Source organism: Anaerovibrio sp., from assembly GCF_045637405.1.
GTDB lineage: Bacteria > Bacillota > Negativicutes > Selenomonadales > Selenomonadaceae > Anaerovibrio.
Genome location: NZ_JAZTZI010000088.1, coordinates 1 through 23,548, shown reverse-complemented (window position 1 = coordinate 23,548; position 23,548 = coordinate 1). Strand labels below are relative to the sequence as shown.

At 43.4% G+C, this 23,548-nt stretch carries 29 protein-coding genes, 1 tRNA gene, 1 pseudogene and 1 other annotated feature; of the genes and pseudogenes, 26 read left to right on the top strand and 5 right to left on the bottom strand.

What is annotated here, in order from left to right; all coding sequences use genetic code 11:
- Positions 1–211: 211 nt before the first annotated feature.
- From ACKI5G_RS06320 to folD, 7 genes and pseudogenes are all read left to right on the top strand, one after another.
- Positions 212–1,183 carry a polyprenyl synthetase family protein gene (locus ACKI5G_RS06320; protein WP_407398688.1) on the top strand — a complete coding sequence of 324 codons (972 nt, stop codon included), beginning with the start codon at positions 212–214 and terminating at the stop codon, positions 1,181–1,183.
- Between the two features lie 32 nt (positions 1,184–1,215).
- Positions 1,216–1,348: pseudogene (tatA, locus tag ACKI5G_RS06315) on the top strand (twin-arginine translocase TatA/TatE family subunit); the annotation flags it as partial.
- A gap of 246 nt (positions 1,349–1,594) precedes the next feature.
- Positions 1,595–1,798, top strand: a complete 204-nt coding sequence (gene tatA / locus ACKI5G_RS06310) for a twin-arginine translocase TatA/TatE family subunit (RefSeq protein ID WP_407398686.1) — start codon at positions 1,595–1,597, stop codon at positions 1,796–1,798.
- A 2-nt stretch (positions 1,799–1,800) separates the two neighbouring features.
- Positions 1,801–2,571 carry a twin-arginine translocase subunit TatC gene (gene tatC / locus ACKI5G_RS06305; RefSeq protein WP_407398684.1) on the top strand — a complete coding sequence of 257 codons (771 nt, stop codon included), beginning with the start codon at positions 1,801–1,803 and terminating at the stop codon, positions 2,569–2,571.
- A gap of 10 nt (positions 2,572–2,581) precedes the next feature.
- Positions 2,582–4,042: a menaquinone biosynthesis decarboxylase gene (locus ACKI5G_RS06300; protein WP_407398682.1), complete on the top strand. Its 1,461-nt coding sequence runs from the start codon at positions 2,582–2,584 to the stop codon at positions 4,040–4,042.
- Positions 4,035–4,910: a 4-hydroxybenzoate octaprenyltransferase gene (locus tag ACKI5G_RS06295; RefSeq protein ID WP_407398680.1), complete on the top strand. Its 876-nt coding sequence runs from the start codon at positions 4,035–4,037 to the stop codon at positions 4,908–4,910. The genes ACKI5G_RS06300 and ACKI5G_RS06295 overlap by 8 nt, the downstream gene beginning before the upstream one ends.
- A 17-nt stretch (positions 4,911–4,927) precedes the next feature.
- Positions 4,928–5,788, top strand: coding sequence for a bifunctional methylenetetrahydrofolate dehydrogenase/methenyltetrahydrofolate cyclohydrolase FolD (gene folD, locus ACKI5G_RS06290; RefSeq protein WP_407398678.1), 861 nt, complete (start codon positions 4,928–4,930; stop codon positions 5,786–5,788).
- 77 nt (positions 5,789–5,865) lie between these two features.
- Here folD and ACKI5G_RS06285 read toward each other — a convergent pair whose 3' ends face one another.
- On the bottom strand, positions 5,866–6,294 hold the full coding sequence (locus ACKI5G_RS06285; protein WP_407398676.1) for a hypothetical protein: 429 nt from the start codon (positions 6,292–6,294) through the stop codon (positions 5,866–5,868).
- A gap of 84 nt (positions 6,295–6,378) precedes the next feature.
- On the opposite strand from ACKI5G_RS06285, the gene ACKI5G_RS06280 reads away from it, so the two are divergent.
- Positions 6,379–7,842: a serine/threonine-protein kinase gene (locus ACKI5G_RS06280; protein WP_407398674.1), complete on the top strand. Its 1,464-nt coding sequence runs from the start codon at positions 6,379–6,381 to the stop codon at positions 7,840–7,842.
- 77 nt (positions 7,843–7,919) lie between these two features.
- Here the strand turns inward: ACKI5G_RS06280 and ACKI5G_RS06275 are convergent, their stop codons facing one another.
- Positions 7,920–8,270, bottom strand: coding sequence for a helix-turn-helix domain-containing protein (locus ACKI5G_RS06275; RefSeq protein WP_407398672.1), 351 nt, complete (start codon positions 8,268–8,270; stop codon positions 7,920–7,922).
- A gap of 373 nt (positions 8,271–8,643) precedes the next feature.
- Here ACKI5G_RS06275 and ACKI5G_RS06270 point away from each other — a divergent pair, with 373 nt between their 5' ends.
- The 7 genes from ACKI5G_RS06270 (at position 8,644) to ACKI5G_RS06240 (ending at position 11,538) form a co-directional block, all read left to right on the top strand.
- On the top strand, positions 8,644–8,850 hold the full coding sequence (locus ACKI5G_RS06270) for a hypothetical protein (RefSeq protein ID WP_407398670.1): 207 nt from the start codon (positions 8,644–8,646) through the stop codon (positions 8,848–8,850).
- A 180-nt stretch (positions 8,851–9,030) separates the two neighbouring features.
- The gene (locus tag ACKI5G_RS06265; protein ID WP_407398668.1) at positions 9,031–9,327 is read left to right on the top strand and encodes a hypothetical protein; all 297 of its coding nucleotides are present in this window, start codon (positions 9,031–9,033) and stop codon (positions 9,325–9,327) included.
- 148 nt (positions 9,328–9,475) lie between these two features.
- Positions 9,476–9,883: a hypothetical protein gene (locus tag ACKI5G_RS06260; RefSeq protein WP_407398666.1), complete on the top strand. Its 408-nt coding sequence runs from the start codon at positions 9,476–9,478 to the stop codon at positions 9,881–9,883.
- A 22-nt stretch (positions 9,884–9,905) separates the two neighbouring features.
- On the top strand, positions 9,906–10,286 hold the full coding sequence (locus ACKI5G_RS06255) for a YkvA family protein (RefSeq protein ID WP_407398664.1): 381 nt from the start codon (positions 9,906–9,908) through the stop codon (positions 10,284–10,286).
- 77 nt (positions 10,287–10,363) lie between these two features.
- Positions 10,364–10,555, top strand: a complete 192-nt coding sequence (locus ACKI5G_RS06250; RefSeq protein WP_407398662.1) for a hypothetical protein — start codon at positions 10,364–10,366, stop codon at positions 10,553–10,555.
- Between the two features lie 147 nt (positions 10,556–10,702).
- Complete coding sequence (locus ACKI5G_RS06245) at positions 10,703–10,948, top strand: hypothetical protein (RefSeq protein WP_407398660.1); 246 nt, start codon at positions 10,703–10,705, stop codon at positions 10,946–10,948.
- 386 nt (positions 10,949–11,334) lie between these two features.
- Complete coding sequence (locus ACKI5G_RS06240; RefSeq protein WP_407398658.1) at positions 11,335–11,538, top strand: hypothetical protein; 204 nt, start codon at positions 11,335–11,337, stop codon at positions 11,536–11,538.
- A gap of 87 nt (positions 11,539–11,625) precedes the next feature.
- Here ACKI5G_RS06240 and ACKI5G_RS06235 read toward each other — a convergent pair whose 3' ends face one another.
- Both ACKI5G_RS06235 and ACKI5G_RS06230 read right to left on the bottom strand, forming a co-directional pair.
- Positions 11,626–12,525: an Rpn family recombination-promoting nuclease/putative transposase gene (locus ACKI5G_RS06235; protein WP_407398656.1), complete on the bottom strand. Its 900-nt coding sequence runs from the start codon at positions 12,523–12,525 to the stop codon at positions 11,626–11,628.
- Between the two features lie 338 nt (positions 12,526–12,863).
- Entirely contained in the window at positions 12,864–13,040 is a 177-nt protein-coding gene (locus ACKI5G_RS06230; protein ID WP_407398654.1) for a hypothetical protein, read from the bottom strand.
- A gap of 278 nt (positions 13,041–13,318) precedes the next feature.
- On the opposite strand from ACKI5G_RS06230, the gene ACKI5G_RS06225 reads away from it, so the two are divergent.
- Entirely contained in the window at positions 13,319–13,678 is a 360-nt protein-coding gene (locus tag ACKI5G_RS06225) for a type II toxin-antitoxin system RelE/ParE family toxin (RefSeq protein ID WP_303725282.1), read from the top strand.
- On the top strand, positions 13,675–13,980 hold the full coding sequence (locus ACKI5G_RS06220; RefSeq protein ID WP_407398652.1) for a helix-turn-helix domain-containing protein: 306 nt from the start codon (positions 13,675–13,677) through the stop codon (positions 13,978–13,980). Before ACKI5G_RS06225 ends, ACKI5G_RS06220 begins: the two co-directional genes overlap by 4 nt.
- A 92-nt stretch (positions 13,981–14,072) precedes the next feature.
- Here the strand turns inward: ACKI5G_RS06220 and ACKI5G_RS06215 are convergent, their stop codons facing one another.
- Positions 14,073–14,264 carry a hypothetical protein gene (locus ACKI5G_RS06215; RefSeq protein ID WP_407398650.1) on the bottom strand — a complete coding sequence of 64 codons (192 nt, stop codon included), beginning with the start codon at positions 14,262–14,264 and terminating at the stop codon, positions 14,073–14,075.
- A 294-nt stretch (positions 14,265–14,558) separates the two neighbouring features.
- Here ACKI5G_RS06215 and ACKI5G_RS06210 point away from each other — a divergent pair, with 294 nt between their 5' ends.
- The 9 genes from ACKI5G_RS06210 to ACKI5G_RS06170 form a co-directional block, all read left to right on the top strand.
- Positions 14,559–16,226, top strand: a complete 1,668-nt coding sequence (locus ACKI5G_RS06210) for a formate--tetrahydrofolate ligase (RefSeq protein ID WP_407398648.1) — start codon at positions 14,559–14,561, stop codon at positions 16,224–16,226.
- Between the two features lie 27 nt (positions 16,227–16,253).
- Complete coding sequence (locus tag ACKI5G_RS06205) at positions 16,254–16,997, top strand: methylenetetrahydrofolate reductase (RefSeq protein ID WP_407398646.1); 744 nt, start codon at positions 16,254–16,256, stop codon at positions 16,995–16,997.
- Between the two features lie 21 nt (positions 16,998–17,018).
- The gene (locus ACKI5G_RS06200) at positions 17,019–17,858 is read left to right on the top strand and encodes a sulfide/dihydroorotate dehydrogenase-like FAD/NAD-binding protein (protein WP_407398644.1); all 840 of its coding nucleotides are present in this window, start codon (positions 17,019–17,021) and stop codon (positions 17,856–17,858) included.
- Between the two features lie 6 nt (positions 17,859–17,864).
- Positions 17,865–19,265, top strand: a complete 1,401-nt coding sequence (gltA, locus tag ACKI5G_RS06195; RefSeq protein ID WP_407398642.1) for an NADPH-dependent glutamate synthase — start codon at positions 17,865–17,867, stop codon at positions 19,263–19,265.
- A gap of 81 nt (positions 19,266–19,346) precedes the next feature.
- On the top strand, positions 19,347–19,829 hold the full coding sequence (locus tag ACKI5G_RS06190) for a DUF523 domain-containing protein (RefSeq protein ID WP_407398640.1): 483 nt from the start codon (positions 19,347–19,349) through the stop codon (positions 19,827–19,829).
- Positions 19,830–19,832: 3 nt separating this feature from the next.
- Positions 19,833–20,258 (top strand): hypothetical protein, encoded by a 426-nt coding sequence (locus tag ACKI5G_RS06185; RefSeq protein ID WP_407398638.1) that lies wholly within the window; start codon positions 19,833–19,835, stop codon positions 20,256–20,258.
- Positions 20,259–20,286: 28 nt separating this feature from the next.
- Positions 20,287–21,429 carry a glycerate kinase gene (locus ACKI5G_RS06180; protein WP_407398636.1) on the top strand — a complete coding sequence of 381 codons (1,143 nt, stop codon included), beginning with the start codon at positions 20,287–20,289 and terminating at the stop codon, positions 21,427–21,429.
- Positions 21,430–21,488: 59 nt separating this feature from the next.
- Positions 21,489–21,573 (top strand) — tRNA-Leu (locus ACKI5G_RS06175).
- A gap of 73 nt (positions 21,574–21,646) precedes the next feature.
- Positions 21,647–21,885 (top strand) — a binding site (T-box leader).
- Between the two features lie 50 nt (positions 21,886–21,935).
- Positions 21,936–23,548 (top strand): valine--tRNA ligase (locus tag ACKI5G_RS06170; protein WP_407398634.1); only part of this gene is annotated, 1,613 nt, incomplete at its 3' end.

The window sequence follows — 23,548 nt, the reverse complement described above, 5'->3', positions numbered from 1 at the left end:
ACTATAGCCTGATAATCAAAGTTTTTCCGATGCCAACGGCTACTACAACTCCCACTTTAAATGTGGCAGTTAAGCATCCGTAAGGCCCTGGGTAAAATTCGACTAAATTCAGCGGACACATATACTGTTGAATAAGTCTCATTTTATTTGAAAAACAATGCAATATATAGTAGAATTATTAAGGCTTAGTTTATTTGTGTGAGGGATAGAATTGGCTAACAAGTTATTTGAAATAATAAAGTCAGATTTGGCTGAGCTGGAAACAGCTTTACATGAATCTGTTGTATCTCCGGTTGCCACCATCACCGAGATTGGCAATCATCTGATAAAGGCCGGGGGCAAGAGATTGCGCCCAGCAATGTTTTTTCTGGCTGCCCGTTGCAGTGAGAATTTCGATTTAAAAAGAGTAATGCCACTGGCTGTGGCGTTGGAGCTTATACACATGGCTTCCCTGGTCCATGATGATGTTTTGGACAGTGCCGCTACCCGTCGTGGTGAGGCTACTGCCAATGCCAAGTGGGGCAACCAGCTGGCTATTTTGGCAGGAGATTATCTCTTTGCCAAAGCCTTTGTGCTGGTAACGGAAAATGGCTATGGTGAGAGAGTAAACAACCAGCTTTCCAGATTGCTGGCGGATCTTTCTGCCGGTGAGCTTATTCAGAACAAGGAAATCTATAAGGCTTCCTGTGATACTGAGGAATATTATGAGCGTATTGCCATGAAGACTGCCAATTTTTTGGCTATCAGCTGTCAGCTTGGCGGTCATGTGATGGGACTCCCTGAAAAGGATGTTCAGGCCTTGTACGACTACGGTTATTGTGTAGGAATGGCTTTCCAGCTTACTGATGATTTGCTGGATCTTACCGGTGATTCCAAGACCATTGGCAAACCAGCCGGTAATGATATCCTTCAAGGCATTATTACCTTGCCGGCTATCAGAGCTTTGGAAACCTCTCCGGATAAGGAAGAGCTTCTTTCTATAGTCACTAATCGCAATATGAGCAAGGATGACTTGGACAGGGCTTTGGAAATTGTAAGGGCAACAGATGGTATTGATTTTACCAAGAATAAGGTTGAGGAATATCTGGACAGAGCGCGAAATGTTTTACCGGAGAGCATTCCTGAGGATGTGAGAGCTGCCTATGTGATGGCTGCTGATTTCATTGCTGGCAGAGAATTCTAAGAGAGATATGTTTTTTTCACGGAGGTAACGTGATGTTTGGCATAGGTGCCCCAGAGCTTATTATTATTCTTATCATTGGTCTTATTGTGTTTGGTCCCGGCAAGCTGCCTGAATTGGGCAGATCCCTGGGTAAAACTATAAGGGAGTTCCGCAAGGTGTCCAATGGCATCATGGAGGAAGAGCCTACTGAAAAGACTGCCAAGAAGCTGGAGGCTTCCACTGAAGAAAAGAAGGTGGATGAATCCGCTGAGTCTTCCAGTATGGTTGATGAGAAAAATAAACAGTGATAATTATATATCCCCTTCATTTTCTGGAGGGGATATTTTGTTAGAGATTTTCCCTTGGTATGGGAAAAATATGAACAAATAGGGTATAATCAAAGAGAAGTTATGTGTTCGTAGGAGGTATATTATGTTTGGTGGATTTGGTGTACCGGAACTTATTTTAATTTTAATTATTGGTCTTGTGATTTTTGGGCCTGGTAAGCTGCCTGATATCGGCAAAGCCTTTGGCAAGAGCATTAAGGAATTTAAGTCTGCACAGAACAGCAGTGAGGATAAGGATACTATCAATATCACTGCTGAGTCTAAAGATAAGTCCAAGGATGAAGCATAATTATGGGTGCAGATGAAGAAAGATTAGAGGACATTGAAGCTGAGGGCATGGCTGACACTGAGGAAATCACCATCCCGGATAATGATGATGAAATGTCCATTATTGACCATCTGACAGAGCTGAGACGGCGTCTTATTCGCTGTGTTGTGGCGGTTCTGTTGGGAAGCTGTATAACCTATGTCTTTGATGAGGAAATAATGCAGTTTTTGCTGGCACCGGCGGGAAAGCTATATTTTATGCATCCTGGCGAGGCCTTTTTTTCCTATGCAAAGGTGGTTTTGTTCTCCGGATTTTTATTAGCTACTCCGGTGGTTTTTTATGAAATCTGGCGTTTTTTTGTGCCGGCCTTTACCAGACGGGAGCGGATGGTGCTGGGGATCATGGTCCCAAGCTCCATTATGTTGTTTTATGCTGGACTGGCCTTTTCATTTTTCCTCATTGTTCCTATTGGAATAAAATTCTTTATGGGGATGGGCTCAGAGGATTTATCGCCACTGTTTTCCATTGAGAAGTATCTTGATTTTATAATTACATTCCTGCTGCCCTTTGGGCTGGCCTTTGAGCTGCCATTGATTATTATAATTATGGCGGCCATTGGGCTGGTAACTTCCCAACAGCTCAAAAAGTATTTCAGGTATGTATTTTTTGTTTCTTTCATCATTGGTGCCCTGCTGACACCGCCGGATATAGTGTCTCAGATCACTTTGGCGCTGCCACTGACGGTACTCTATGGATTGAGTTATTTGGTTGTAAGATTTGTTTTGAGAAAGTAGGAGGCTAAGCATGGCTTTTAAGGATTTACGGGAGTTTATTGCTGAATTGGAGAGCCGCGGTTTGCTGAAGCGTATTAAGACTGAGGTGGACTGTGAGCTGGAGATTACAGAGATAACGGACCGGGTATCCAAAATGGAGGGGGAGAAAAATGTCGCTCTGCTCTTTGAGAATGTAAAGGGCTACGATATGCCGGTGCTCATGAATGCCTTTGGCAGCATGGAGCGTATGGCTATTGCCTTTGGTGTGGAAAAACTGGATGATATAGCGGATGAGCTGAGGGAAATCCTGCGTCTTCCTTACATTTCCGTTTCCCATAAAATGGATTTGCTCAGCATAATTCCAACTGCCAAGGGGGCTATTAATTTCCCTAAGTATGTGAAGAAGGCACCTTGTCAGGAAGTGGTTATCACCGATAATCCATCTCTGGACAAGTTCCCGATTTTGAAGTGCTGGCCTCAGGATGGTGGCCGCTTCATAACCTTGCCGTTGATTTTTACCAAAAATCCAAATACGGGAAAGCGCAATGTGGGTATGTACCGCCTTCAGAAGTACGACAGCAAAACCACCGGTATGCACTGGCATATCCATAAAAACGGCGCGGACAACTACCGTGACACCAAGTCTATGGGGGCGCAGCGTATGGAGGTGGCAGTAGCCATCGGTACTGATCCTGTGGTGACCTATGCTGCAACAGCTCCACTTCCTCGTGATATTGATGAAATGGTATTTGCTGGCTTCCTCCGTCACAAGGGCGTGGAAATGGTAAAGTGCAAAACCGTTGATGTAGAGGTTCCTGCCCACGCAGAGATTATTCTGGAGGGCTATGTGGATGTGGATGAAACCCGTTGGGAGGGGCCATTTGGTGACCATACTGGCTATTATTCCCTGGCGGATTATTACCCTGTATTCCATATCACCTGCATTACCCATAGAAAGAATCCTATTTATCCGTCTACCATTGTTGGCAAGCCTCCTATGGAGGACTGCTTCCTGGCAAAGGCCACGGAGCGTATTTTCCTGCCACTTCTTCAGCAGGCGATTCCGGAGATTATCGACATAAATATGCCATTGGAGGGCGTATTCCACGACTGCATTTTCGTATCCATCAAGAAAACCTATCCTATGCAGGCCAAGAAGGTTATGAATGCCCTGTGGGGAATGGGACAGATGATGTTCATAAAGATGATTATTGTGGTGGATGCTCACGTTGATGTGCAGAATCCAAAGGAAGTATGGTGGCGCGTATTCAATAACATCGATGCCAAGCGTGATCTGGTAATGGTGGAGGGACCTCTTGATGTCCTTGACCATTCATCCCCTATGGCAAAATGGGGTACTAAGGTGGGTATTGATGCTACCAAGTCCTGGCCGGAGGAAGGCCATACCCGTGAATGGCCTGATGAAATTGAGATGACCCAGGATATAAAGGATTTGGTGGATTCAAAGTGGAAGGAGCTTGGACTTGACTGACAATATAAATAGTTTTTGGCAGAAGGTGGATGCTCATCTGAACAATGTGGCATTCTATCAGACTGTTTTTTCCCTTCCCTTTGCATATATGGCGGCCTTTTTGGCTGCTGATGGCAAGCCGGATATTATGATAATGGTATGGATTACCCTTACCATTGTGGCGGCCCGCAGTGCAGCTTTGGCCCTTGATAACCTTATTGATTTGAAATACGATGTGGACCAGCCACGTTTTAAAGGACGTCCCATGGTGGCAGGCCAGCTTAATAAAAAAGATATTTATTTGCTGGTGGTCATTTGCTTTGCTGTGCTGATTTTTTCCGTGCTGCAGCTGGATCCAATCTGTATTAAGCTGCTGCCGGTGGCGGCACTGCCATTTATAGTTTATCCATATATGAAGCGTATAACCTGTTTTTGCCACTATGTGTGCGGTATTGCAGTGGCTATGGCTCCTGCCGGTGGCTGGGTGGCTGTCACAGGCACCATTGACTGGCCAATGATTGTTCTGTTTGTGGCAGTGGCTCTCTGGATAGGGGGCTTTGACGTGGTATATGGTGCTCAGGATGAGGAATTTGATAAGGCACATGGCCTTCATTCCATGGCTACAGCTATTGGGGCAAAAAATGCCCTTATTTTGGCAAAGCTCACCCATGTGGTGTGCCTTGGGATATTCGTTTATATGGGCACTTTATTTGAGCTGGGGGCTATATATTATTTAGGTGTTGTAGTCTCTGCGGCTGTGCTTTATTACCAGCACCGCCTCATTGCTATCAAGGGCTTTGGTGCCTTTACAAGAGAGTATTACATGCGAAATGGCATAGTATCTGTGGCCATGTTTTTCTTTACCTTGGCCAGTGTATATTTCAAGTAAGATTGGGAGTGTAAGTTATGACGGCAAGATTATTGGAAGGCAAGATTTTTGCGGCTAAAATCCGTGAGGAGGCAGGCAAGAGAGCTGCTCAGCTAAAGGAGAAATATGGCGTTACTCCGGGACTGGCAGTTATTATTGTGGGGGAGAATCCCGCTTCTCAGGTTTATGTAAGAAATAAGCATAAGGCCTGCACTGAGCTGGGCTTTTATTCTGAGGGCGTGGAAATGCCTGAAAGTACTACCCGCGAAGAGCTTCTTGCTGAAATTCACCGTCTTAACAACGATCCAAAGATTCATGGTATTTTGGTTCAGCTTCCCCTTCCAAAGGCATTGCAGCCTTATGAGTCCGAGGTGCTGGAAGCAATTAACCCATTGAAGGATGTAGACGGCTTCCATCCTGTGAATGTGGGACGTCTTGTTACTGGTCAGAAGGCTCTGGTGCCATGTACACCACATGGCTGTATCCGTATGCTGGAGCTGGCTGAGATTCCTATGGAGGGGGCCAGGGCTGTGATTATTGGCCGCAGCAATATTGTGGGCAAGCCAATGCTTCACCTGCTTTTGGGCAAAAATGCCACAGTTACTGTCTGTCATTCCCGCACCACGAATCTGGCAGAGGTGGTAAAGGAAGCTGATATTGTGGTCGCCGCCGTGGGCAAGCCAAGGTTTGTTACTGCGGACATGATTAAGCCTGGGGCCACTGTAATCGATGTGGGCATCAACCGTATCGCTCCTAAAAAGCTGGTGGGGGATGTGGACTTCGACGCAGTTAAGGAAGTAGCCGGTGCCATCACTCCTGTTCCAGGCGGTGTAGGCCTGCTCACCATCGCTATGCTGATGCAGAATACCGTAGACGCAGCCGAAATGCAAGTAAAATAGCCTTCCCCTCTGGGGAAGGGGGACCGCTGCGGTACTGTAATGGCGGTGGATGAGGTTTCTGTCGAGACATATTTAGTTTAATCCAGAAGCTTCGTTTCTCCAAGCTTATCCAGTAAGAGATTTGTTTCCAATACGGAAAGCTTATTTTCCAGGGCATGCCATATTACACTGTCCCAGCTGTTACGCACATATAGCCTTTCGGCCTTTGCATAATATAAGAGGTGCTGTGTTTCATCAGGTGTCAGTCCCATGGCAATGGCCAGTGCCAATATTTTATTTCGGGAGGTATTTTTACGGCCCGCGAAAATGTGATAAGCATATACCTTATCCAGACCAGATTGTTCAATTATGAGGGCTTTGTTTAGCCCTTTTTCTTTTATAAGCGCCTCCAGATGCTCACTCAAGGTCTGATTAACAAGCTCGGAATCATTGGCAGTCAGGTAATCTTCAACCCGCTTTGATTCGCTAAGCTCATGCTCCAGACTGGCAGTAGTTTTATTTTTCATGGCCCCTCCAACTGAAATGATATATTATTATATTAATCTAAGTGGTATGATAATATACTTTAGCGAGCAAAGCAAGGTGATATTATGGGGCAGGAGACTTCCAAGACTGCCATACAGCTGGCAGAGGAATTTATACAAAGCAAATATGAAAAAGTGCGTCTGCTCCACCGGACAGAGAAGGCAGAGGTATGGCTGGCGGCTGACAGCACAGGCAGCTTTGTGGTTGTAAAATATATTAAGCTGGCTAATCTGCCTTATTCGTCCCTTAAGGCAATGGGCAAATCCCTGTGGCCAGAGGTTATATACTGTGCAGAGGATGAAGCCTCTACCATCGTGGTGGAGGAATTTATAAATGGGGAATCCTTTGAAGAACTGCTGGCAAACAAGAGGTATTTGACGGAAGCAAGGGCAAAGGCACTGTTATTACAGCTTTGTGACGGCTTAATTATGCTCCATAAGGTGGGAATAATTCATCGTGACATAAAGCCATCCAATATAATTTTGCAAGCGGTTGGCGGGCATGACTTTGTCAGGCTTATAGATTATGATGCTGCCCGTACTGTAAAGGAGGATCAAAGGGAAGATACCCGTTTGTTGGGAACTAAGGGGTACGCACCTCCGGAGCAATACGGATATGGCCAGACGGATCAACGCAGTGATATTTATTCCTTGGGTATTACCTTTAAGGAAATGCTGGGAGAGAATTATAATGGCTGGCTAAGACCAATACTGCAAAAATGCACCGAAGTGGATGCACGTAGCCGTTACCAATCCGTTGCAGAACTAAAGAATGATTTGCTGTATCATAGACGGAACAAGCTGTTAAAGGTGGCAGGAATTGTGGCAGCATCAATGGCTGTTGTTCTGCTAATATGGTCTAACTGGCGGCATTCTCACCAAGAAAAAATCATTCCTCCCGCAGTGGAAGAAATCATGGAGGAAGTAAAAGAAAAGGTGCCTATTCATTCCGTAGAGGAAAAGGCACCTGAGGTTGAAAAGGATAAGGTTCCATCACAGGAAAATGGCCCTGTACCAGCTGAGAATAAGCCAAACACCCCAGAGAATAACTCAGCGCCAAAGAAAGAAAAAGCTGATAATGAGACAACAGGTCAAAATGCTGTTTATGCCAAGTATTATTTTAATGGTGAACGGCAGGGGGCTTGGACGGATAGATTTGATACACCAAGAAATGATTGGGGGACGTTTTTTACAATTCCGCCTAATATATGGAAAAATTGGGATGACTCTTATCCAAATGACTGGGAAGTACGCGTCACTGTGGAAAACAAGAGCAACGCACCTTGGGAAAATCCTTATCTTAGTGTATGGACCACAGATGGTGTCGGGGGAGAGTCAAAGGACTATTATGGAAATACTTTGGCACCGGGAGAGAGCTGTGTATATGTGGTGCCGTTGAATGATTTCAAATTGCCTGTAATGCATAAGGAGAGGCGAAGACAGGAAATGCATTTCCAATTCTATGCCTCGGGAGATCAGTTGGTTTTTGGTGAAAGAACAAAAATGGTTTTTGAATTGATAAATAAATAGCGACCATAAAAATTGTCCCAGCGGGTAAACAAAACCTGCTGGGACATTTTGTATAATTGCGTTGAGTTGTAATAGTGCTATTGAGGTTCATTTGGGCGATTTTCCTGATCGTATACGGCATTAAGGGTAATATCCACAATATCCTTGCCGGAATCGCTTAAATCCAGATATTTCTGAAGCTGGTCGCTGATATGGGGAGATACATCCCGTACCTTGCTTTCAAGTGTGGATTCCTCACGGCCAAGTAAGTAATCAACACTGACATTAAACAGCACAGCCAGTTCATTTAGCTTTCGAACAGGTTTGATGTCGCCACTTTCATACTTGTTATAGGCTGTTCGAGTGATACCAAGATATTTGGCCACATTTTCCTGTGAAAGCTGCTTTATTTTTCGAAGCTCCCGCAGTCGGGATGCTGTAATATCCATACGAAATCACTCCTTACTTAGATAAGTATAGGGGTTATTTGTCGTATGAAAAAGTCGTGAGTTTAAGTTAAAATATTATTATTTATTGGCAGGAATTTGGGTACTTGATGTTGAAATAGTGAGTTAAAGTTAAAAACGAGTCATTTAAGATTGAAATTTGGATATTGTATTTAAAGATGTATAAGAAATGTCAGTTAGTTAATTGCAGGTGATTAATTGTGATGTATAATGCAGTTTCTGAATACAGAGAAATATATAGAAAATTATTGTGTTCGTTTCTGCCAAGCTGAAGATTGGCATACACAATATAGGTGTGTGCTGATTTTCGCCAGGGCAGGGCGGACTCTTTTTGTTTTGTGGAGGTGTTAGTCGCATGATGAAAACCTTTAATGTAAAGACCCATTCTAGGTGTTGTGCATTTTGCAAATATTGGTATGATCCGGCAAACAGTACCATAGCCCCAAAGAATATTGTGGGCGGATTTTGGGAGTTTGATGACAAGGTATGGAATGTCTGTAAAAATTTTGGAACAAAACAGCCCGCTGGGGGCAGTTGCCCGAAGTATGAGTGCAAGGTATAGGAGGAACGATTATGGCTAATCCATTCATTGAATATATGTGTTCGCATTGTGGCGCTAAGAAAGTAATGCCAGCGGTGCGCGGTAAACCACAGCCAGGAAGGTGCCCAAAACGTAAAAACGGAAAACCTCATGTATGGACGGTAAATAGGAAATTTTAATTTTTGTGGAGGTACACATCGTATGGCAATTACCAAAGTTAAGCAGAAAGATTTGGATCTGATTCGGGTGGAAGCAGAAGATGTTACTACTCTTGATGATAAGTACTTTTTGATGGAAAAATTGCATAAATATATAGAAGTACTGGATGCCCAGGTGGATGCTTTGGATTATGATAACAACGTGTCAGCTAAGGAAAGGGAGAAGCTGTTGAACTTGCAGAGATATTCACAGGAAATTCGCCAGTTCATAATGGGTCGACCTATCGGACCAAGACGTTTTGGTTTATTTGTGGAATACCCAGAGGGGTATGAAGGGTGATATAAAATGGGGTGACTAAATCTAATGCATGGGTAGCAGCTAAAAGAATGTATGTAGGGTGGTGTAATATAACGAGGAAATGAAAAAACATTGGTAATAACGGCTGGTTTGAAGTTTTTTTATATTTATAACGAAGGAGTGAAATAAAATGTTTTTGGATAATCTTTCAGAAGAACAGAAGAATTTGTTTATAGATCTTGCGGTAATAGCGATGGAAGCAAATGGCTCTGTGGATGATAGTGAAACGGCCTTGCTGGAGAAGTATTGTCGTGAAATGGCAATAAAGTACAGAGATAAGGTTCAAAACAACGATTGTGATAAAATTTTAGAAAGATTGAGGGCGATTTCTGACGATGCAACGTTGAAAAAAATAACAATTGAAATTATTACACTTCTGTATATAGATAATAATTTAGCTGATGAAGAGGATGAATTGTTAAATAAAATACAGGAAAAATTTCAGTTCAGCACGCATCTTATGGGAGAGTTGATTTTCGTAACAAAACATTTGATGCTCTCAATGAGTTTTGCGCAAGGTATTATTTGTAGATATTAAATAAAAAAGGAGGAGTTACATTATGAGTGATAAAGTAAATGATATTACAATGGATAAATATACCAATGAATATTCGGAGGATGGATTGTGGAATAAGATTACTAAAAATGTGCAATCAATTGGTGGAAAATTAATATATAATGCCCTTCAGTTGTACTATGCTACGGAAAATCCAGCATGTCCTATGAAAGTTAAAGGTGGTATATATGCTGCTTTAGGTTATTTAATCTTACCTTTCGATTTGATACCAGATTTTTCTCCTATTGTTGGCTATGGAGACGACGCTTCTGGAATCGCGTTTTCTATTACTATGGCTCAAATGTATATTGATGATGAGGTAAAAGCAAAGGCTCGAGCTAGAATGGTGGAGTTGTTTGGTGAAAAAATATTAAGAAATTTATAAGTGAAACTGAAAAAAGAGGTGAGTATTAGATGTTTTCCACATGATTTGAATAGCTTATAAGTAAAGGTGGGATATGTATGTCGGGAGGTTTAGCTCTAGCAGTATTGGGCGTTGTTGCAATTGTAGTTCTTACAGGACAGATAATTAGTGGGAATAAAGTTATTATATTTGTGTTATTGGGAGTGGCGTTGATGTTTATTGCTCCACCTATTGGAGGTGCGATACTAGTTATAATTATTCTTCTAAACGCCATTGGAAGAACTAGATAAATGTGGCGCGACTTAGTAGTTAGTGTAATATTTCTATTGTTTTGCCTTCTTATATTCTGGTTATATCATGGAAAAAATAAAAATTCATAATACTACAAGGAGTAGTATTTAATTATTTAACAAATGGTAATGTTGGAGGGATTCTTTATGAGAAATGCATTTACTGAAGAAGAACTTAAAATTTTAGAGAAATCTTTAATTGAAATTGATGGTATAAAAAAAGTTACTATAATTGAACATGAACCTTTTCAAAAACTTGAAGTTATATATATTCACAAAGAATTTGGAAAAATGAGTTTTGAGATAGAGTCAGCACATGCATTTGATAGATTAGAGGAACTTGAAGATGCTTGCAAATCTTATATTACAAAGGATTGTGTTTTGGATGAGTAAGAAATTATATTTTTTGACAAAGAAAATGCAGAAAGCAACTTGACAGATATTGTCAGTGTAGTAGTGTTGCTGCCAAAAAGTAATGCTTCAGTATTCTGATGGAGGTATAAGTGGCGAACTAGTTTTAGATATGATGGCTAATATCGTAACTATGTAAGTGCCTAGAGGTTTTGCTAATACCGGAGAATAATTTGGCCTTCAAATATGGCAAAAAAAGGTATGATTGTGGCAACCAATGTACCTATTTACCCATTGGGTAAACAAAAGCACATTCCCTTGATGTTAAAATGAAACTAATCAAAAAGAGCTAGCAGTATTATCTGCTAACTTGGAGGTATGCTTTAGTATCATTTCATACAGACGTTTAAAGAGGGAGTGTGACAAACATGAAGAAGAAAGTAATTGCGTTGATAACGATCATTTCAATTCTTAGTATTGTTGCAGTGGCTTACGCTGCCAGACCTACTCTTTATCAATGCGACAAATGCGGTATGCAGGTTACCACAACTGCCAACGGGGGACCAAGTTCACTGGGATGCGGTGGAAAGTTTAGTGAGCGGCATGTATGGAAAATTTTGAAAGTATATTGATACAACGTAATAGAACCCTATGAGAAATCCCGTCTGCTGGTGGCTTTGAGCCACCTGTCAGGCGGGATAAGTTTTTGGTGTAAAGAACTAAATTTCCTTGGCCAATTCTTGAATGTGTTCTTTAGTAAGTCCAGTGTATTTTATGATTTCTTCTATTGGTTTATCGTCATGGAGCATGGCAAGGGCTATATTATTGGCCATTTCCTCACGGCCAGCGGTTCGGCCTTCTTCACGGGATACACGCATGTCAGTATTGTAGTCCATAATGGCCATTTGACGATTTATGTATTTGAGCCGTTCTTCAAAATCCATCATGAAGATGTCAGTGTCATTGACGGCCTTTTTTATAGTAGCGTCACTCATAACAAGTTCCTCCATTTCCTCAGTATCTAGCTTGTTTGAGAAGTATGCCAGCCACCGTTCCATACGGGTCATTTCACCAATAGGCTTTTTCTGGAATTTTGGTATTTCAAGAAAATGCAGTTCCAAATCCTCATTTAGCCGGCGACCAGTTTCAATGTTATAAATACTATACATTGAATGAAGTGGCTCATTAGGGAAGATTTTATGTCCCAGGATGTTTATGGTTATGGCTGGATTGAGAGTGATATAGTCATCTCCCTTGTTTAACCCCATCAGATACATCTGTGACCAGTAAAACAGACTACGTCGCTCCATGTCCTTTTTATTGATCAGCTGAACTTCTACGTCAATCTTGGTTTCGTCTTCTGTAATACAGAAAATATCGAGACGAGTAAGCTTGTCATCTTCATAGTACGGAACAATTTCACTATTTTTGAACTGAATATCCTTGATAGCCTGTTTGCCAGTGCGGTTTAGTATGGCGTTCAGTAAATCAATGGTGATATTCTTCCTCTCATCTTTGCCGAAGATGAACTTGAAAAGGACATCATTCATGGGATTGTATATCTTGTTGGCGATGTCGTTTTCAACTTGTTGCTGTGCAACAGAACGCTGGTCTTTCATGGTGAATCTCCTTTGAGTCAAATAAATTATAACATGAAAAAGTTTATTAGGGTAGAATAGTTGTACTGATAAATATTAAGGTATTTACATAAAATATATTAATATTATAAAACATAAACAATAATTAATCAAAGAGAAAAATATAAAATAATTAAAATAATCATATTATAACAGTGAAAAGGTGATGGTGATAATGGAAGGTTAGTTATTATCAATAAAAAATCCCGTCTGATGATGGCTTTTGCCACCTGTCAGGCGGGATTGGTCTTTTTCGTAGTAAAGTATTAAATTGTTTTGGCCAGCTCCTGAATCTGTTCTATGGGGAGGCCGGTGTATACTCAATCATTTTCATGAGTTTTCCGAAAAAGTGCGAAAAATCCTTTGGCGGGTATGGTCTTGCTATTATTGATATCATACAACCCCTTTTGGAGAAATGATCTGAGTTCTTCTGAAGACATAAGATCGGTATTTACGGAGTTGGGGCCTTTAAGCAGAGCAATTTCTGATCTGTTCATTTGAAGCACCTCACAGTAATAATATGTGCATTTAAATTGTAATGTATCTGTGATTAACAATCAATTAATAGTTATATTAAGTAAATATATTGGAGAAAACTATAGTATTATGAGGTAAAACATAAAAAATATTTAAAAATTTAGAGAAAATCTAAAAATAATAGAAAAAATACAATAAATATGATAATGTAAAGAAAAGATAATAATTTGATACTTGATAGATATATTGTTGTATTATGATAACTAATATGTTATCATAACTATGAAAGGCCAATTAAATGCATAAGATAGTTTTTTATGTAGATAAAAAAGGAAAATCTCAATTATTAGATTACTTGAATGAGTTGGAACAAATCAATAGTAAGGACAGTCGGATTAAACTTACTAAAATTCGTGAATATGTTAAAGCGTTGGCTTTGAATGGTACATTTCTTCCAGAAAAATATGTAAAACATCTTGATGGGGAGATATGGGAGCTTAGGCCTCTGGACAATCGTATATTATTTGCTGGTTGGGTAGATGGTGCTTTTGTGTTACTGCATAGTTTCATAAAGAAAACCAAGAAAACACCAAAGCAAGAAATAGAGCAGGCTAAAAGGGAACTATTGGACTTCAAGGAACGGGAGGGAAATGCATGAATTATACAAAGGGTGGTTTCCCTATATGGGATGAAGAATTTGATAAGGAGCATTTTACTCCGGAGGAGATAGCAGAGAGTGACTTAAGAGCTGAACTCATCACAGCCATGATTAAAGCCAGGAAAGAAAAAGGACTTAGTCAAAGAGATTTGGAAGCTATAAGCGGGGTCAAGCAACCACAGATAGCACGCATTGAGCGTGGGGATACGAATCCGCAATTAGATACGATGCTTAAGGTGCTTGCGGCTATGGGAAAGACCCTTGCTATTGTGCCATTGCCTTCAAAAATTATGATTGAATAAGTAATATCGATTTACAAATACAAAAATGCCAGGGAGTATAGCAGTAGCTTACTTCCTGGCATTTTAGGTTTACATTATGAACAGTTGTCAGATTAACGAACCTGACCAACCAACACCTGAATTTCTTCTTCAGTAAGGCTGGTGTACTTGATGATTTTTTCAATAGGCTCCTCAGCCCTCAGCATACGCATGGCAGTACGACGATTTGCGGCATTCTCGCCCTTGATAATGCCCTTGGACAGGCCGTCATTATAAGATTCCATAAGTTTAAGTTCAAGACTCATATACATCACGCTTTCCGTAAGATATCTTTTGTAAATTATACCATTTTTTGTGTGCATATAAAAAGCTAATTTTTAATATATGTGAATATTGTTTTGATGATATCACTTATAGTGGTTATATGTCAACTGCATAATGGGGGACTGTGAGTCCGTAAAGCGTTGATATCACAGGTATAACAATGGCTTAACTCTCTTTGTTGGCAGGGTGTTTTATTTATAGTATAATGTTCTAGTGTACTTTTTACACGAAATTAATATGAGCGATAATTGGATTGGATTTTAGGAGGATGCTAAATGAAAACTGATGTTGAGATTGCCCAGGAAGCTAAGATGCAGCCTATAGCCCAGGTGGCCAAGTCCCTGAACATTGCGGAAGATGATTTGGAGATGTATGGCAAGTACAAGGCTAAGATTTCTCTGGATGCCTGGAATAAGGTAAAGGCAAATGAGGATGGCAAGCTGATTTTGGTTACCGCAATTAATCCTACTCCTGCTGGAGAAGGAAAGACTACCACCAGTGTTGGTTTGGCAGATGCCTTCCATAAGATGGGGAAGAACATTGCCGTTGCCCTTCGTGAGCCTTCCCTTGGTCCATGCTTTGGCTTAAAGGGTGGCGCTGCAGGCGGTGGCTATGCCCAGGTGGTTCCAATGGAGGATATTAACCTTCATTTCACCGGCGATTTCCACGCTATTACTACTGCCCACAATTTGCTGGCGGCAGTTATTGACAACCATATCCAGCAGGGTAATGCCCTGGATATCGATGTTCGCCGTGTTGCCTGGAAGCGGGTGCTGGACCTTAATGACCGCGCTCTCCGTCATGTGGTAATAGGCATGGGTGGCAAGGCTCATGGGGTTCCTCGTGAGACTGGCTTTGATATTACTGTAGCCTCTGAAATGATGGCTATTTTGTGCTTGGCTACCGATTTGGAGGACATGAAGAAGCGCCTTGGTCAGATTGTGGTGGCATATACCCGTGATGGCCGTGCCGTTCGGGCTGATGAGCTGAATGTAACCGGTGCATTGACACTTCTCTTTAAGGATGCCATTAAGCCTAATCTGGTACAGACTCTGGAGGGAACTCCTGCCCTTATTCATGGTGGTCCTTTCGCCAATATTGCCCATGGCTGTAATTCCGTCATGGCAACTAAATTCGCGCTTAAATTTGCAGATATAGTGGTAACTGAGGCAGGCTTTGGCGCTGACCTCGGTGCTGAGAAATTCCTTGATATAAAATGCCGCTTTGCTGGTCTGAAGCCTTCAGCAGTGGTTATTGTGGCTACTGTCCGTGCTTTGAAGATGCATGGCGGTCTGCCTAAGACAGAGCTGGGCAAGGTTGATATGTCCGCTTTGGAAAAGGGCCTTGAAAATCTTATTAAGCATATTGAAACCGTTAAGGCTTTTGGCCTTCCTGCTGTGGTGGCTATTAATGCTTTCCCTACGGATACCAGGGAGGAGCTGGACTTCGTTGAGAAGAAATGCAACGAGCTTGGTGCTGAGGTAGCCCTTTCCGAGGTTTGGGCCAAGGGTGGCGAAGGCGGTATTGCCCTCGCTGAAAAGGTGCTGGCAGCTACTGAAAAGCCTAATAATTTCAACTTCACCTATGAGGTGGAGCAGTCCATTCCAGAGAAAATTGAGGCCATCGTTAAGCGTGTTTATGGCGGCGATGGTGTAGTGTTCACTGGCCCTGCCATGAAGCAGCTGAAGGAAATTGAAGAGCTTGGGCTGGATAAGATGCCTGTATGCATGGCCAAGACACAGTATTCTCTGTCTGATGACCCAACCAAGCTGGGCCGTCCTAAGAATTTTAAGATTACCGTCAAGGAGCTTCGTATTTCTGCGGGAGCAGGCTTTATCGTGGCACTTACAGGAGATATTCTCACTATGCCAGGACTTCCTAAAAAGCCGGCGGCAGAGAATATGGACATAGATGTAAATGGTAAAATTACTGGTTTGTTCTAAAGTTTTAATCGAAAAGAAGTGAAAGAAATGGGGAGAATATCCGTTGAACTTATTCCCCGCAGCGAAGAAGGCCTGCGGGATGATTTGCAGATAGTTAAGAAGAGTGCTCCAGGAGTGGAGCTGATCAATATTCCTGACCTGCTGAGATTTGATATGAGAAGCTGGCAGGGGGCGGCCATTGCCCAGGAGTATTTTCCTGCGGTAATGCCACACATCAGAGCTATTGACGTGGATTTATCACAGCCACTTTCCATGCGGCCTGAGCTTCGTCAGAGTGGTATTACTGAGGTGTTGGTTATTGAAGGTGATCCGCCTCAGGATATGAGCCATAAATTTTATCCTACTGTTACCACTGATGTTATTTCCAAGTTCCACCAGGAGATGCCAGAGGTGAAGGTTTATGCTGGTATTGACCAGTACCGTGGAAGCATGCGCCAGGAGCTTTATCGCATTCAGCGCAAGGTGCAGGCGGGAGCTGTGGGCTTCTTTACCCAGCCCTTCTTTGATATCCGTTTTATGGAAATGTATGCGGATATGCTGGAGGGACAGAATGTGTATTGGGGCGTATCCCCAGTTATGTCCGAGCGTTCCCAGAGTTATTGGGAGCTTAAAAATAATGTAATTTTCCCTAAAGAATTCCAGCCTACTTTGGAATGGAGCATCGAGTTTTCCAAAAAAGCATTGAAGTTTGCTGAGGAGCAGGATGCAAATCTTTATCTCATGCCTATTAAGAGTAATCTGGAAGCTTATCTCCAGGGTGTTTTAGGTTAAGTGTATTAAGGAGAGTAGACAATGTTTAAGATTATGTACAAAAAGGAGCTTTCCCCTGGCATTTTCCACATGGATATTGAGGCTCCAAGAGTGGCTAAAAAGGCAAAAGCCGGCCAGTTTATCGTATTGCGTGTAGATGAGAAGGGGGAGCGTATTCCTCTTACCATTGCTGACTTTGATGCGGAAAAGGGGACTATTACCCTGATTTTCCAGGTTCTTGGTGCTTCCACCATGCAGCTCAGCTCCCTCAATGAAGGGGACTCCATTGTGGATTTTGCTGGTCCTTTGGGACAGCCTTCTGAAATTGATGGTAATATGGGAACCGTTGTGTGCATTGGTGGCGGTATTGGTGTTGCACCTGTTTATCCTATTGCCCGTGCTATGCATAAGGCTGGCAACAAGGTTATTTCCATTATGGGTGCCAAGACCAAGGATATTCTGATTTTTGAGGACAAGATGAGAGCTATTTCCGATGAGGTTATTATTGCTACTGATGATGGCTCTTATGGTGTGAAAGGGTTTGTTACTACTGCACTTCAGCAGCTGGTGGACCGTGGGGAGAAGATTAACCAGGTTACTGCCATTGGCCCTGGCATTATGATGAAGAGCGTCTGCGATGCTACCCGTCCGCTGGGAATTAAGACTATCGTTTCCTTGAACCCTGTAATGGTTGATGGTACCGGCATGTGCGGTGGCTGTCGCGTGCAGGTGGGTGACGAGATGAAGTTCGCTTGTGTTGATGGCCCTGAGTTTGATGGTCATCTCGTGGATTTCAATAATCTCATGTCCCGTGGCCGCATGTTCCGTGAACAGGAAGCAAAGGCCAAGGATCATGTATGCAATATCGGTCTTGGGAGGTAATTGGTAATGGCTCTTGTATTGGAAAAGCATAAAATGCCGGAGCAGGACCCACAGGTTCGCGCTCATAATTTTCAGGAGGTAGCTTTGGGATATGATGAGGAAACTGCTGTGGCTGAGGCCAACCGTTGCCTCGGGTGCAAGAATCCCCAGTGTCGTCCCGGCTGCCCTGTAGGTATTGATATTCCTGCCTTTATCGGCAAAATCAAGGAAAGAGATTTTGACAGTGCTATCAGCATTATCAAGGAATCCAGTTCTCTGCCAGCAGTTTGTGGACGTGTATGCCCACAGGAAAATCAGTGCGAGAAGAACTGTGTCCTTACTCATAAGGGGGAATCCGTGGCTATCGGCCGTCTGGAGCGTTTTGTAGCTGATTATCAGCTGGACAAGAACGAAGAGGTTAAGCCTATTGAGTTTGCTCCTGATGCCCAGAAGGTGGCTATCATTGGTGCTGGACCTTCTGGCCTGACATGTGCCGGCGATTTGGCTCGCAAGGGCTACAAGGTTACTATTTTTGAGGCACTTCATGTGGCAGGCGGTGTTCTGTCCTATGGTATTCCGGAGTTCCGTCTTCCTAAGGATAAGATTGTTAAGCGGGAGATTGAAAATCTCCAGAAGATGGGTGTTACCATTGAGGTTAACTCTATTGCCGGCCGTCTGTTTACTGTAGATGAGCTGATGGATGAGATGGGCTTTGACGCTGTCTTTGTTGGTACTGGTGCTGGCCTTCCTCATTTTATGAATATTCCGGGTGAAAGCCTCAACGGTGTGTATTCCTCCAATGAGTTCCTTACCCGTTGCAATCTTATGAAGGCTTACGATTTTCCTAATCATGCAACCCCAATTGCCATGGGCAAGAAGGTGGCTGTAGTAGGCGGCGGTAATGTTGCCATGGATGCTGCCCGTACTTCTCTGCGTTTGGGAGCTGATAAGGTTTATATTGTATACCGCCGCAGTGAGGCTGAGCTTCCAGCCCGTGCTGAGGAGGTTCATCACGCCAAGGAGGAGGGTATTGACTTTAAGCTCCTCAATAATCCTGTGGAAATCATCGGTGATGAAAAAGGCTGGGTTAAGTCACTGAAGTGCATCCGCATGGAGCTGGGTGAGCCTGATGCTTCCGGCCGTCGTCGTCCGGTAGCTGTGGAAGGCTCTGAGTTTGAGCTGGATGTGGACACTGTAATCATGGCTATCGGTAATGGCCCTAACCCTATTGTGGCATCTACTACCCCTGGTATGGATACCAACAAGCGAGGCAATATTATTGCTGACGAGGAAACTGGTGCCACTACCAAGGAAGGCGTATTTGCCGGTGGCGATATTGTTACAGGTGCAGCAACTGTTATTCTGGCAATGGGTGCCGGCAAGAAGGCTGCAGCTGCTATTGATGAGTACCTCAAAAGCAAGAAATAAAGTAAGTGTGTAGGTCCAGTGGGTTGGTGCTGTTATTGCATCAGCCCACTTCTGTGTAAGTGTAAGGTTTGAAGTTTTAAAATGATTTTAGTTTCATCATGTCTATTAGGAAATAAAGTTAAGTATAGCGGGGGCTCCAACGACAATGAGCTTCTGATGCGTTACAGCCGCTATTTGACAGCTATCTGTCCCGAATCTGCTGGCAATCTGCCTATACCACGTCCACCCGCTGAGCTTCAGAATGGTGATGGTCGTGAGGTGTTGAAGGGAACTGCAAAAGTGGTCAATAAAGATGGGAAAGATGTAACAGCACATTTTATCCATGGGGCCAAAAATATTCTTGATATTGTGAAAAAGTACAGGGTACAGGTGGCTATTTTAAAGGCAAACAGCCCCTCTTGTGGCAAGGATGTTATTTATGATGGCAGCTTTAGTGGTAACAAAATTGATGGGGAAGGTGTCACGGCTGCTTTACTAAAGCAGAATGGAGTAAATGTCTATTCTGAAAAGGATCTTGATGAAAATACATTACAGCGAATAATTGCAATGTACAGGGAGGAATAATAGATGAGCAAAAAAGCGGAAATTTTTCAGGAGTATTTGACCAGTCACAACCTGACCATGTTCACCCGCCAGGATATGAACGATGAGCTGAAGACATCAGTGTTTCGCTCTGCCTTCAGTGTAGAAGGGCAGAACATTCCCTTTATCATAGTGGTGGATGAAAGTGCGTTTTCTGTATTGCAGGTTCAGATTGCCGGCAGTGTGGTGAATGACACAAATAAGGCCAAGGTTTATGAGGCGATTAACAACTGGAATATTACGCTGAAGCCGTTTAAATATGTTGTAGATACTGATGGCAGCCTGATTCTTACATGCTGCATGATGAATCCTGATGGTAAGATGGATGGTGATCAGGCCAATGCCATGATGAATATTATTCTGAATTATCTTACCAAGGAATACAAAAATATTTTGTCTGCCATAAAATGATATAGTGAGAGCTGCATAGGAGAGAGCCATGAATATTGTTATCGCTATTGACTCATTAAAGGGAAGTCTAACTTCTCTGGAAGCTGGTAAGGCTATTGAGACCGGTATTAAGAAGGTGTATTCTGAGGCAGTAACAAAAGTTTTGCCGCTGGCTGATGGCGGTGAGGGCACAGTGGAGGCATTGACTCTTGGCATGGGGGGAAAGCTGCAGAGCATAGAGGTTACTGGTCCTCTGGGAGATAAGATAAGGGCTCAGTATGGTATTTTATCTGACGGAAAAACAGCCATTGTAGAAATGGCTGCTGCTGCAGGTATTACTTTGGTGCCTGATAATAAGCGAAATCCTCTTTATACCACCACCTATGGTGTCGGCGAGATTTTGCTGGATGCAATGTACAAGGGCTGCCGTCATTTCATAATCGGTATTGGGGGCAGTGCCACCAATGACGGTGGAGTTGGTATGCTTCAAGCCCTTGGCTATGATATGCTGGATGCAGATGGCAAGCCGGTTCCTTTTGGGGCGGCGGGATTAAAGGTCCTTTGCCGTATTGATGACAGCAGGGTGACACCAGAGTTGAAGGATTGTTCCTTCCGCATAGCCTGTGATGTAACCAATCCTCTCTGCGGTGAGAAGGGCTGCAGTGCAATTTATGGCCCACAGAAGGGTGCCAGTCCCGAGGATATAGCTTTAATGGACAAATGGATGGGAGAGTATGCCCGTATATCCAAGGAAAAATATTCTCATGCTGATGCCAATGCTCCCGGAGCCGGGGCGGCAGGAGGAATGGGCTTTGCGTTTCTCACATTTACGAATGCCACCTTGGAATCTGGCATAGAGATTGTTTTGGCAGAGACCAAGCTGGAAGACCATATATCCAAGGCTGATCTGGTCATTACCGGTGAGGGGCGTCTTGACGGGCAGACTGTAATGGGAAAGGCACCTGTGGGCGTGGCCCGAATTGCCAAAAAATACAAAAAGCCGGTGATTGCCTTTGCAGGCTGCGTAACCCCGGAGGCCACGGCTTGCAACGAGCACGGTATAGATGCATTTTTCCCTATTTTGCGTGGAGTTGTAACTCTCTCTGAGGCCATGGAGCCGGAAAATGCAAGGCAGAATATGATTGACACAGTAGAACAGGTCATGCAGCTGCTGAAGATAAAAATAGATTAGGTGTTAGTTGTCAGTCTTGACAAAAAAGCCTAAAGATTGATATACTTAGTAAAGTTTTTGCGGGCGTGGCGGAACTGGCAGACGCGCTGGACTTAGGATCCAGTGCCGCAAGGCGTGGAGGTTCGACCCCTCTCGTCCGCACCAAAAATACAATAACATATAACGAAGGCTTTTTTGCCAGTATCGTGACAAAGATAATGGGAAAAAGACGAGTTAGATAAAGACGATGATAAAGAGGAGTATCTGTTTATGCAGCCCCAAAGAGAGGAAGGGAGAGGTGAGAGCCTTCCGGGTGTGCGGCAGAGAAGGTAGCTTTGGAGTTTTTCGGCTGAAGGGTGCAAGCGCATTTTTAGTAGGCCGGGACGCGGAAACGGCGTTATGTAAATGAGCTTAAAATCTTTGGCGATTTTAAGGAATTTAGGTGGTACCACGAAAGCAGGCACTTTCGTCCTTTGTAGGATGGAAGTGCTTTTTATTTTACATTTGAATTACAGGAGGTCTTGAATATGGAAGAAAATAACATTCCTAAGGTATATGACCCAAAATCCTTTGAGAAAAAATGGTATGGTTATTGGGAAGAAAACAAGCTGTTTCATGCAGTAGTAGACGAGGAGAAGGAGCCTTACAGCATCGTTATTCCGCCTCCAAATGTAACTGGCCAGCTTCACATGGGTCATGCTTTGGATAATACTCTCCAGGATATTCTCATTCGTTGGCGCCGTATGCAGGGTTATAATACTCTTTGGATGCCGGGCTGTGACCATGCGGGTATTGCTACCCAGGCCAAGGTAGAGGGGGCTCTTCGTGAGGAGGGAACTAACCGCTATGAGCTGGGCCGTGAGAAATTTTTGGAAAGAGTATGGCAGTGGAAGGAAAAGTTTGGCAGCCGTATTATGAGCCAGCTTCGTTCCCTTGGTTCTTCCCTGGATTGGGACAGAGAGCGTTTTACCATGGATGAGGGCTGTTCCAAGGCTGTTCGCGAGGTATTCGTAAGCCTTTATGAAAAAGGTCTTATCTATCAGGGTACCCGCATTACCAACTGGTGTCCTGATTGTAATACCGCTATTTCCGATATTGAGGTAGAGCATGAAACTGAGCAGGGCCATCTTTGGCATATCCGCTATCAGGTGGAAGGCGAGCCTGATAAGTATGTAGAGGTTGCAACTACCCGTCCTGAAACCATGTTTGGTGATACCGGTGTGGCTGTTCATCCTGATGATGAGCGTTACAAGGACTTAGTTGGCAAGAATGTAATTTTGCCGGTTGTTAATCGTGTAATTCCGCTCTTTGCTGATGAATACGTTGATTCTGCCTTTGGTACTGGTGCAGTAAAGGTTACCCCTGCCCATGATCCTAACGACTACGAAATGGGCCTTCGTCATAATCTGGAGCAGGTGAAGGTTCTGTCAAACACTGGTAAGATGCTGGAAGGTGCCGGTAAGTATGAGGGCATGGACCGCTATGAGTGCCGTAAAGCTCTGGTGAAGGAGCTGGAGGAAATTGGCGCCCTGGTTTCCGTTGAGGACCATGAACACGCAGTAGGTCATTGCTCCCGTTGCCATTCCACTATTGAGCCAATGATTTCCACCCAGTGGTTTGTAAAGATGGATACTCTGGCAAAGCCAGCAGCTGATGCTGTTAGGGATGGCCGCATTAAGTTCGTTCCAGAGCGCTTCACCAAGATTTATTGCCAGTGGCTGGATAATATTCGTGACTGGTGTATTTCTCGTCAGCTGTGGTGGGGTCATCGTATTCCTGCATGGTATTGCGACGACTGCGGAGAGACCACCGTATCCCGTGATGATATTTGTCAGTGCCCTAAGTGCGGCAGTAAAAATGTACGTCAGGATGAGGATGTACTGGATACCTGGTTCTCCTCCGGTTTGTGGCCATTTGAGACCATGGGCTGGCCTGAGGAGACTGCCGAGCTGAAGCATTTTTATCCTACTGCTACCCTGGTAACTGGCTATGATATTATTTTCTTCTGGGTTGCCCGTATGGTAATGATGGGTCTGGAATTTGGCAAGGATATTCCGTTTAAGACTGTATATATCCACGGTCTTGTAAGGGACAGCCCGGGTCGCAAGATGTCCAAGTCCCTTGGAAACCGTATCGGCCC